General features: G+C 32.2%; 9 protein-coding genes. All 9 read left to right on the forward strand.

All coding sequences use genetic code 11. The features are described 5' to 3' along the window. The first annotated feature begins 223 nt into the window (after positions 1-223). The 9 genes from ACKI67_RS02435 to ACKI67_RS02475 all read left to right on the forward strand — a co-directional run bounded on the left by ACKI67_RS02435 (position 224) and on the right by ACKI67_RS02475 (position 10,765). The gene (locus ACKI67_RS02435) at positions 224-1,045 is read left to right on the forward strand and encodes a nicotianamine synthase family protein (RefSeq protein WP_407461808.1); all 822 of its coding nucleotides are present in this window, start codon (positions 224-226) and stop codon (positions 1,043-1,045) included. Between the two features lie 363 nt (positions 1,046-1,408). After that, entirely contained in the window at positions 1,409-3,457 is a 2,049-nt protein-coding gene (locus tag ACKI67_RS02440) for a heavy metal translocating P-type ATPase (RefSeq protein WP_407461809.1), read from the forward strand. A 234-nt stretch (positions 3,458-3,691) separates the two neighbouring features. Then, on the forward strand, positions 3,692-4,084 hold the full coding sequence (locus ACKI67_RS02445) for a C-GCAxxG-C-C family protein (protein WP_407461810.1): 393 nt from the start codon (positions 3,692-3,694) through the stop codon (positions 4,082-4,084). A 381-nt stretch (positions 4,085-4,465) separates the two neighbouring features. After that, on the forward strand, positions 4,466-6,085 hold the full coding sequence (locus ACKI67_RS02450; RefSeq protein WP_407461811.1) for an ABC transporter substrate-binding protein: 1,620 nt from the start codon (positions 4,466-4,468) through the stop codon (positions 6,083-6,085). Positions 6,086-6,462: 377 nt separating this feature from the next. After that, complete coding sequence (locus ACKI67_RS02455) at positions 6,463-7,449, forward strand: ABC transporter permease (RefSeq protein WP_407461818.1); 987 nt, start codon at positions 6,463-6,465, stop codon at positions 7,447-7,449. Next, complete coding sequence (locus ACKI67_RS02460; RefSeq protein WP_407461813.1) at positions 7,442-8,293, forward strand: ABC transporter permease; 852 nt, start codon at positions 7,442-7,444, stop codon at positions 8,291-8,293. Before ACKI67_RS02455 ends, ACKI67_RS02460 begins: the two co-directional genes overlap by 8 nt. 12 nt (positions 8,294-8,305) lie before the next feature. After that, positions 8,306-9,418: an oligopeptide/dipeptide ABC transporter ATP-binding protein gene (locus ACKI67_RS02465; protein ID WP_407461814.1), complete on the forward strand. Its 1,113-nt coding sequence runs from the start codon at positions 8,306-8,308 to the stop codon at positions 9,416-9,418. After that, positions 9,408-10,019, forward strand: a complete 612-nt coding sequence (locus ACKI67_RS02470; protein WP_407461816.1) for an ABC transporter ATP-binding protein — start codon at positions 9,408-9,410, stop codon at positions 10,017-10,019. Before ACKI67_RS02465 ends, ACKI67_RS02470 begins: the two co-directional genes overlap by 11 nt. A gap of 272 nt (positions 10,020-10,291) precedes the next feature. After that, the gene (locus ACKI67_RS02475; RefSeq protein ID WP_407461817.1) at positions 10,292-10,765 is read left to right on the forward strand and encodes a hypothetical protein; all 474 of its coding nucleotides are present in this window, start codon (positions 10,292-10,294) and stop codon (positions 10,763-10,765) included. Positions 10,766-10,991 lie beyond the last annotated feature (226 nt).

Consider the following 10,991-nt stretch of genomic DNA (forward strand, 5'->3'; position numbering starts at 1 on the left):
TTTATTTTATTATTTTTTATATTCTATTACTTTTTTTAACATTTTAACCATTATTTTTAAACAAATAATCAATTTAATTTTAATAAATTAATTCAATATTTAGTGAAACTTTATATATGCCTACATATAGAATACTTATTAAAATAAGAATTATATTATTTAATTTAAAAATTAATGAAACAAATTAATTCGGATATTCTTTAAAAATTATTTTGGTGAAAAAATGAGTTGCTACAAATATTGGGGCAAAATAGAGGAAATCGCTGATAAACTTTCAAGTTTTGGTGATTTGGATAATGAAGGTATAAATGCTTTAGACAGTACAGATATTGAAGAGATTACTAAAGTATTGGATGAAATTGAAGTGATTGCTCACGATAAGGAAATAGATTTTGACTCTGCAAAACATATTCTTGATGATGAAAAGATGAATAAGGCATTGCAATTGATTCGTAAGTTTTATGTATATATTGGAGCAAGATTAGAAAGGGAGAATGCTTTAAAGATATTGGAATCTGATGATCCTAAGGCTGTTTTGGATTCATTTCATTTCTATGACAGATACATTGGACTTATAGATAATGAAAGGCAATTGGCTAAGTTTAATGAAGACAAGACATTTGTATTTTTAGGCAGCGGTCCTCTTCCACTAACCTTAATCATGTTCCGTATGGTTACAGGATGTAAATGTATTGGAATTGAACAATTCGAAGAAGTTGCTGAATTGTCTAGAAAAGTATTGAAAAGATTGGATCTTGATGATGGAATCGAGATTATTACCGGTGATGAAAAGACCATCGCTGATTTGGATTATGATATTTTGATGATTGCGGCATTTGCTGAACCTAAAGACAGGGTATTCGCTAATGTTTGGGAAGTTGTTGATGAGAAGACTCCTGTTCTTTATAGGACCTATACTGGTATGAGAGCTATTCTTTATTCTCCAGTGACTGAAAAAGATACAAGAGGATTCCATCAGGAAGTAATGTTGCTTCCTAGAGGAAAAACAAACAATACTTCTGTTTTAATTAGAAAGATTAGTTAATTGGGATTTTTATATTTTTAATCTCTTTTTTTCTTTTTTTATTCTTTTAATCTTTTTTTATTATTTTTAATATTTTCACATGTTTTCTTCTATCTATTTTTTATTATTTTTTTTAGAATTTTTTAAGAAGTAATACTTTTCCTATGAAAAACACCAAAAAAGTAATACTATTTCATATTTTTTTTATAAATTTTTCTAAAAGTAATACTTTTTACCCTAAAATCTACAAAAAAGTAATAACATTTATATTAATCTTTGAATATATTTAATAATAGTAATACTAAATATACAAAAAATTACAAAAAAGTAATACTTATTGATTTTTAGTAAATAATTTTAAAAATTTTCAAAGAAGGTGTCTATATGATTGATGAAATAATTGATTTCTTATTTGGTTTAAAAATGACCATTATTTCAGCTATATTTCTCGCAATTGCTGTTATTTTCATGATACTTGGAATAGACACACCAATTTACCTAAACCCTGCGTGGGGTGCGGTAATAATAAGTGGTATTCCAATGTTATTATTGGCTTTGACCAGATTGATTCGTGAAAAGTGGATTTCATCTGCACTGCTTATTGCAATAGCTATGGTAGCATCACTACTCATTGGTGAGATATTTGCTGCAGGTGAAGTTGCATGGATCATGGCCTTAGGTGCTCTTTTGGAAGACTGGACTGTAGAAAGAGCTAAAAAAGGTTTAAGAAATCTTATTAATTTAACTCCGCAAACAGGTAGGAGAATTGTTGATGATAAGGAAGAAATGATCTCTGTAGATGAGATTAAGATTGGAGATATTTTAAGAATTCTTCCTGGTGAAAGCGTACCTGTGGATGGAGAAATTATAAAAGGTAGTTCATCTCTTGACCAATCAATTATGACTGGTGAATCCTTGCCGATTGATAAGGAAATAGGGGATGAAGTATTCTGTGGTACCATAAATTTATATGGTGCAATTGATATTAAGGCAACCAGTTTAGGTGAAAACTCCTCACTTCAAAAATTAATTGACCTTGTAAAGGCCGCTGATGAAAAACAGGCTCCAACCCAAAGGATTGCTGATAAATGGGCAACATGGCTTGTTCCTGTAGCATTATTAATCGCAATTGCAGCCTGGTTGATTACAGGCAATATTGAAAGGGGAGTAACAGTGCTTGTAGTATTTTGTCCATGTGCATTAATACTTGCTACACCAACAGCCATTATGGCAGCTATTGGTCAGGCAACAAAATATGGTGTGCTTATCAAATCAGGTGAAGCACTTGAAACATTAGGCGGATTAAATACTTTAGTGTTTGATAAGACTGGTACCTTGACTTACGGTAATTTAGCAGTTTCAGATATTGTCTCCTTGAAAGATGATTTGGATGAAATGGATGTCTTAAAGATAGTTGCGTCTTGTGAGAAATTAAGTGAACATCCATTGGCTAAAGCTATTGTTGAAAAAGCAAAAGATGCAGAAATTGATATTGACGAACCACAAGACTTTAAAATGTATCCTGGAAAAGGGGTAAGTTGTAAAAATTCTTTTGGTCAGGTATATGCAGGAAACTCCAAATTTTTGTCTGAAAATAACTTCGATGTCAATGTTGATTCTCAATTGAATCAATTGAAACATGAAGGTAAAGCTTCAATTATTGTTGCATTAAATGGGGAGATAATAGGTTTAATCGGATTGTCTGATGTAATACGTGAAGATTCTAAAGATATGATTCAAAACTTGCATGATTTAGGAACTGAAACCATATTGCTTACAGGAGATAATACTGAAACTGCTAATTATTTTGCTTCCCAAGTTGGAATTGGAAAGGTATATGGTAATTTGCTTCCTCAGGAAAAACTTGCTTGGATTGAAAAGCTTAAATCTGAGGGCAAAAAGGTTTGTATGATTGGAGACGGTGTAAATGATGCACCTGCACTTAAAACTGCTGATGTAAGTGTAGCGATGGGATCTGTTGGTAGTGATGTTGCAATTGAAGCGGCAGACATCGCACTTTTAGGTGATGACATCGGTAAAATCCCTTATCTTAAAAAGCTTTCAAATTCAACCTTGTTTACAATCAAGGCAAACATAATTATGTCCATGGCAATCAATGCAGCAGCTATTGTCTGTTCTATTTTAGGATTATTAAATCCTGTAACTGGTGCTATTGTACACAATGCAGGATCTTGTCTTGTTGTATTGAATGCAGCATTGTTATATGACAGAAAATTTGATGATTCAATTAAAAAGATAGATACTAAGAATGTTGAACATTCCCATTATCATTTCCACAATGATGGGGAGCATTCCCATTCTCACAAAGGTATTAAGATAATTGATGAGATCAATACTGAAAGTGGAATAAAACATATGCATAGCCATAAGCATGCATTAGATAGACAAAGTTGTGAAGCTTATCACAACTAGTCTTTTCTTTTTTAATTTATTTTTCTATTCTCATTTTATTTTCATTTTATTTTCATTTTTTTTTATTTTATTTATTCTTCTATTTTCACTATTTTTATATCCTTATTATCTTTTAAGCTATTTTAGATAGATTTATAAAAATTTATTAATATTAAAGTCTATATTAATTATAACAATGTTTTAAAATAATTTGTTTTATTTAAAAATTGATATAATCAGTTATGAGGGATTAATATGGATTTGGATTCTAAAGAAGTAGTTAAGAAGATTGAAGAATACAGAGAGGATTACAGCTGTTCACAAGCAACCCTTATGGGAATATGTGAAGTTGCAGGATTTGATGATGTTGATCTAATTCGTTTAGGTAAAGGTTTCTCTGGTGGAATCGGAGGAACTTTCTCAGAAGGAACCTGTGGTGCTGTAACCGGTGCAATAATGGCTTTAGGTCTTATTTGTGATGATCAAAAAGAAATAGTTGCAGCTTCTAAAAAGTTATTTAATGACTTTAAGGACAAATACGAATCTGTTACCTGCGGATACATTTCAAAAGATGGTGACGATAAGTCTCCATGTGTGGAAGTATGCTTGTTTGCAGGTGAAAAGGTTTGTGAATACTTAAAAGAATAATTTTTTTACTTTTTACTTTTTTACTTTTTTAATTTTTCTTATATTTCTTATTATTTTATTACTTATTTTTCATTTTTTCATATTTCATTGTTTAATTTATATTAATGTTTTATAATCGTTCTTTATAATTTTATCATTGATTATTACTTTTTTTAATTATTTGACGTGTTTTTATTACTTTTTTATTACTTTTTCTTTGTTTTTTTACAAAAAAGTAATACTTTTTTTTAATTAGGTATTACATTTATATACTTTAAAATGTAATTTATAATTGTAATATCTTTTTATAATTTAGTATTACTTTTGTAGGAATATTTTATAAAATTGTAATACTGCAGTGGATGTTACTTTTATTTCTTAAAGTATTTAATGAGGAATTATATGGATAGAAAGATTTTAATTTGTTCAGTAATTGCATTAATTGCAATTATCAGTGTGGGCTCAGCTTCCGCAGGTTTCTTTGACTTTTTAACAGGAGGTTCTGAACACGCTCCTGATGAGTTAATCACTTGTGTAGCAGCTCACGGAGAAGAACCGGAGTTTGGTTTTGACCCAATGCACGGTTGGGGATACCACGATTCTGGTACAGAACCACTTATTCAAAGTACCATTCTTAAAAGGAATGCTGACAATGAATTTGTGAACGACTTGGCAACTGATTATAGTATATCTGATGATTTGAAAACTTACACTGTAACCATTCGTGATGACGTAAAATTCACCGATGGTTCCAAATTAACCGCTAAAGATGTAGCATTCTCCTATAACACTGCAAAAGAATTAGGAGAAGGAGCAGACTTAAGTTCAATGAAAGAAGCTAAAGCAGATGGTGACAAAGTAATTTTCACTCTCGATAAAGCAGATTCCACTTTCATTAACAAATTAACTGACGTAGGTATTGTTCCTGAAGCTACCTATGACAATGCTAGTTATGGTCAAAATCCAATTGGTTCCGGACCTTATAAATTAGCTCAATGGGATAAAGGTCAACAATTTATCTTAGAGAAAAACCCTGATTACTATGGTGAAGAACCTTACTTCAACAAAATCACTAACTTATTCCTTGATCCTGATGCAGCATTTGCAGCAGTTAAAAACGGAGATGTTGACATTGCTGAAGTAGCTGTATCCTATGCTGATGAAGAAATCGACGGTTACCACATGGAATACTTTGATTCCATTGACGTACGTGGTATTTCCTTACCAACTCAAATGGATACCGGTAAATTAAGTGAAGATAACATTACCATTGGTAACAATGTAACCGGAGACCCAGCTATCAGACAAGCATTAGCTATTGGTATTGACAGACAAGAATTAATAGATGGTGCATTAAACGGATACGGTAACGTTTCCTACACCGGTGTAGCTGACCAATTACCATGGGCATTTGATGCTGGATACAAAGATGGTCAAGTAGACAAAGCAAAAGCAATTCTTGATGCAGCTGGATGGAAAGACACTGACGGTGACGGTATCAGAGAAAAAGACGGTCAAAAAGCTGCCTTTGATGTATACTACAAAGCATCCGCAACTGAAAGACAAGCAATTGCAGTAACTGTAGCAGAACAAGCTAAAGAATTAGGTATTGAAATCACCCCACAAGGTGCAAGCTGGGATGACATCGATCCTAACAAATACAGTCAAGGAGTAGTATGGGGATTCGGTTCTGCAGACCCATTCGAAATTGAACACCAATACGATTCCAGAGTAGCAGCTGTCGGTTACGACAACCCTGGTGCACTTAATGACTCTTCTGTAGATGCATTAATTGACACTGCAATGGCTCAACCTGCAGACGCTTCCTACAGCACTTGGTCTCAAGCTGCTAAGAAAGCTACCTCACAGAACTCTTTCTTATGGATCGGTACTATGGACTACACTTACTTCGTAAGTGATGATTTAGACATTTCCAACAGTACTCACCTTATCTACCCACACGGTGGAGACATTTGGGGTAACATCTACGATTGGAAACGTATAAATGAAACTGCAAGTTAAACTGCATAAATAATCTTAACAATGCAGTTAACTTAAAAAAATTATTTAGATAAAAATGGTTTATTTTTCAATAAATCATTTTTTAAATAATTTTTAATTATTCTAATATTTTTAAAAGTTTATGAGATTATTTAAAGAATTCTTTGATTTTGATTTTAAAGGATTCTTTAAATAATTTTTTAATTATTTTTAAAAGAGTTTTTTAGTGTTTTTAAAGAATTCTTAAATAATTTTTAAATTATTTTATGATTTTCACTGATTCTTTAAGAATTTAATTATCTAAGAGTTTTTTAGTAATTCATTAAGGATTTAATGATTAGGTTTTTAAAGAGTTTTATTATTCTAATTTTTTTAATAGAGTATATGGGTTGATTAAAATTAATAGCAAAAAATTAGCTAAATTTTTAGGTTTAAAGGCTGTGCGCTTACTGATTTTATTAATCGTTATAGCAGCAATCAGCTTTATAATGATACAATTATCTCCTATTGATCCTGTAAGAGCTTATCTTGGCCAAAGAATTGTCAGTCAAGAGCAATTAGCTATTATGGGAGAATATTGGGGAACTAATTTATCTTTAGGTGAAAGAGTAATGGGTTGGCTTTCAACTTTAGCTACTGGAAGTATGGGTTTCTCATTGATTTATAGAGTTCCTGTAACAGAAGTTATTGTACAGAAATTCACTGCTTCATTAACTCTTATGGTAAGTTCCTGGATTATATCCGGAATTTTTGGTTTCTTATTAGGTGTACTTGCAGGTGCCAAAGAAGGTACATGGATAGATAAGGTTATTAAAACCTACTGTTACATTTTGCAATCTTCTCCTACCTTTTGGATAGGTTTAGTATTGCTTATGGTATTTTCAGTATACCTTGGATGGTTCCCAATCGGACTTTCAGTTCCTATTGGTCAATTAGCAGACACTGTAACATTCTGGCAATGGTTGCACAGGTTGATACTTCCTGCATTTACCTTAAGTATTGTAGGAATCGCTTCTCTTACTATGTATACAAGAGACAAACTTATCAATGTTAAAAAAAGCGATTATTTCTTGTTTGCTCAAGCTAGAGGTGAAAGCTTCTGGGGAATTATTAAAAATCATGGTATAAGAAATATATTGATTCCTGCAATCACAATCCAATTCATGTCATTCAATGAATTGTTTGGTGGAACCATTCTTGTAGAACAAGTATTTGCATACCCTGGAATCGGACAAGCTACTGTAGCTGCTGGTTTAAGGTCTGATGTTCCATTATTATTAGGTATTGTAATCATAAGTACCATCTTTGTATTTGCAGGAAACCTTATTGCAGATATAATCTATCAATATGTGGATCCAAGATTAAGAGGTGAAGATGATGAGTGAGACTCCATGGTATAATAAGGGTTTATTCAGTTCCTTGAACTTAAGGCAAAAGACACTCTTGACTATTGGTCTTACAGGACTTGTCTTATTTGTCATTTTCATTTGCGGATGGATGATTGACGCTAATTTACCTACCGATTTCACTATGAAAATGCAAGCCCCTTCATTTTCACATCCTTTCGGTACTGATTGGATGGGTAGGGATATGTTTATCCGTACAATAAAAGGTTTAAGCTTAAGTATTGTAATCGGTATCGGTGCATCAATAATTTCCAGTTTCATTGCTACCATTTTAGCATTTGTTGCAAGTGTCAATAAATGGTTTGATGAATTCGTATCTTGGTTAATTGATTTGTTTGCATCAATTCCTCATATCTTGTTGATCATGATGATATCCATTGCATTAGGTAAAGGTGCCTTCGGTGTAATTATGGCTGTAGCATTTTCACACTGGGTTAACTTAACAAGGGTACTTAGAGCTGAAGTATTGCAGATCAATACATCCGAATATGTTGCTTTAGCTAATAGATTAGGCAAAAGTAAGTTATGGATTGCAAAAGAGCATATCTTGCCTTTAGTATTATCTCAAATATTTGTAGGAACCTTATTGGTATTCCCTCATGCAATCATGCACGAAGCAAGTGTAACATTTTTAGGATTTGGTCTATCACCACACGAGCCAGCTATTGGTATTATCCTTTCCGAATCAATGTCATATCTTGCAATGGGCGCTTGGTGGTTAGCATTCTTCCCAGGTCTTGCATTGTTGATTGTAGTATTGCTCTTTGATATTATTGGAGATAATTTAAAACGCTTACTTGATCCTGGAGAGGCAAATAATTAGATAGGTGGTATTATGGGAGAATTATTAGAAGTAAATAATTTATCAATATCCTTTACACAATATGTACAAGGACTTAATAGGCATGATCTTAAAGTAATATCTGATTTGTCTCTTGATATTGGAGAAAGTGAAATCGTTGCAGTATTAGGTTCCAGTGGTTCAGGTAAAAGTCTTTTAGCACATACCATCTTAGGCATTTTGCCTTATAATGCTCATGTAACCGGTGAAGTAAAATATAAAGGGGAAGTGTTAGACCAAGAGAAGAAGGAAAAGATTAGAGGTAAGGAAATCTGTCTGATACCTCAATCTGTAAATTTCTTAGACCCTCTTATGAAGGTATCCCAGCAAGCTGTCGGTGAATGTAAGGATGATAATGAGCGCAAAGAGAAAAAGTTAAAGCAAAGAGAAGTATTTGCAAAATATGGATTGGATGAAAGTGTAGATGACTTATATCCTTTTGAATTGTCTGGAGGAATGGCAAGAAAAGTATTGCTGTCTACAGCTTTATTAAATGACCCTGATTTGTTGATTGCTGATGAACCTACACCTGGTCTTGATTCAAAAAGTGTTGAAGAGACTATTCAGGATATCAGAAAGTTAAAAGAGCAAGGAAAAGGAGTTCTATTGATTACCCACGAAATTGATGTGGCATTAAAGACTGCAGATAGGATTGCAATATTCTATTCAGGTTATGTAATTGAAATCAATAAGGTTGAAAACTTCATCAATTCTGAAAATCTCTTGCATCCATATACTAAAGCTTTAGTGGATGCATTGCCTCATAACGGTTTCAAATTAACTGAAGGTGTCCAACCATTGGAAGAAGTTGCAGGATGTCCTTATTATGAGAACTGTCCAATCAGTTCAGATAAATGTGCAAATAATAAACCGGAACTTATTGAACATGATGGTGCAATGATTAGATGCTTTAATTTCAATAAAGCTGTTTCTGAAGATTCTGTTTCTGAAGAAGTTGTAGATGAAGTTGTTTCTGAGGCTCCTGTTGAAGATTCTGTTTCTGAGGAAGTTGTGGATGGAGTAGTTTCTGAGGAAGTTATAGAAGAGCCTATTACAGAAGAAATTGCTGAAGAAGTTAATGATGAGGAGGCTAATGATGGAGCTTAAGGCAGAAAATATCACTTTTTCATATCATAAAAATAAACCTATATTAAAAGATATTTCATTATCTCTTAACAGTAATCAGATAATTGGATTGATGGGAGACAGTGGTAGTGGTAAAAGTACCTTATGTAAAGTTATGGCTGGTTATATCACTCACTATACTGGAGAAGTAACTATTGATGGCAGTGCTATTGATAGAAAAGGCTTTGACCCTGTTCAATTGATTTTCCAACATCCTGAGAAAACCATGAATCCTAAATGGAAAATGGAAAAGGTGCTTCGAGAATCATGGATTCCTCCACAAGAGTTGAAGGACACTTTTGGTCTTAAGGATAATTGGTTAACCCGTTGGCCAAGTGAACTTTCCGGTGGGGAATTACAACGTTTCAGTATATTAAGGGCTCTTAATCCTGAGACAAAATTCATCATTGCAGACGAGATAAGTACTATGTTGGATGCTGTAACACAGGTACAGATCTGGGAGGCACTTATCAAGCATTGTAAAGCAAATAATATTGGCATATTGGCAGTAAGTCACGATAAGGACTTGCTTGATGTTATATGTGATGATATTTTGTATTTTAATGAGATTAATCATCTTTAAGGGTTAAAATCTCATTATTTTATTTTTTTATTTTTTTCTTCTTTTTTTATTTCATTTTTTTATTATTCTTTTTAATTTTAAAATTATTTTTCATTTCTTTTTTTAATTTCTATTAGATTATTTTCTTTTTTTTTAAAAAATTTATAAAAATATTTATATGATTTAAAATTAAATATTAAGAATATATAATAAATTTATTATTATTGATTTATCTAAACTATGGGTGTGATACAATCGATACCGGAAATAAAATTATAGTTTTGTTACTTATCTTGATTGCTATTGCTGCAGTTGTCGCAGGATTTCTTTACTTGACTGGTGGCAATGCTAATTGGGATTTCCTAAATTCACAGGAAAATGTAACAAATATGACAAATGAAACAAATATAACTAATGAAACTAATATTACAGAGAATTTAACAAGTACTTCAGATAATTCATATCATGATGATGGAATTTATGCTAGTTCTAGCTCATCCAGTTCATCAAGTTATTCTGGTGGAAGTAATTATCAACCTTCCAGTAATTCAGGCTCTTCTTCCTCAGGAGGCTCATCCTCTGATAGTGGATCCAACACTCCAGTAACTCCAGATTCTGATGGAAGTTCTGATGGTGGTTCCTCTGATGGCGGAGGTTCTTCCGATGGTGGAGGTTCTGATGGTGGTTCCTCTGATGATGGAGGTTCTTCCGATGGTGGAGGTTCTGATGGTGGAACTACACCTCAAGTGAATACAAATAATGGTTAAACTTCCTAATATTTTTTAATTTTTCTCTATTTTTTCTTTTATTTTTTTTACTAATTTTTTTTTACTATTTTGTCTATTGTTTGCACGGATTTTCCATCATTTTTAAACTTAATTAGGTTATTTTTGTAATGATTTTTTATTTAAGTTTTAAAGGGTTTATTTCTCATTTAACAATCATTTTGTTCTTTATTTTCTAATTAAACCTTAATTTTCTTTTAATAAAATC

The organism is Methanobrevibacter sp., assembly GCF_045577275.1.
Lineage (GTDB): Archaea > Methanobacteriota > Methanobacteria > Methanobacteriales > Methanobacteriaceae > Methanobrevibacter.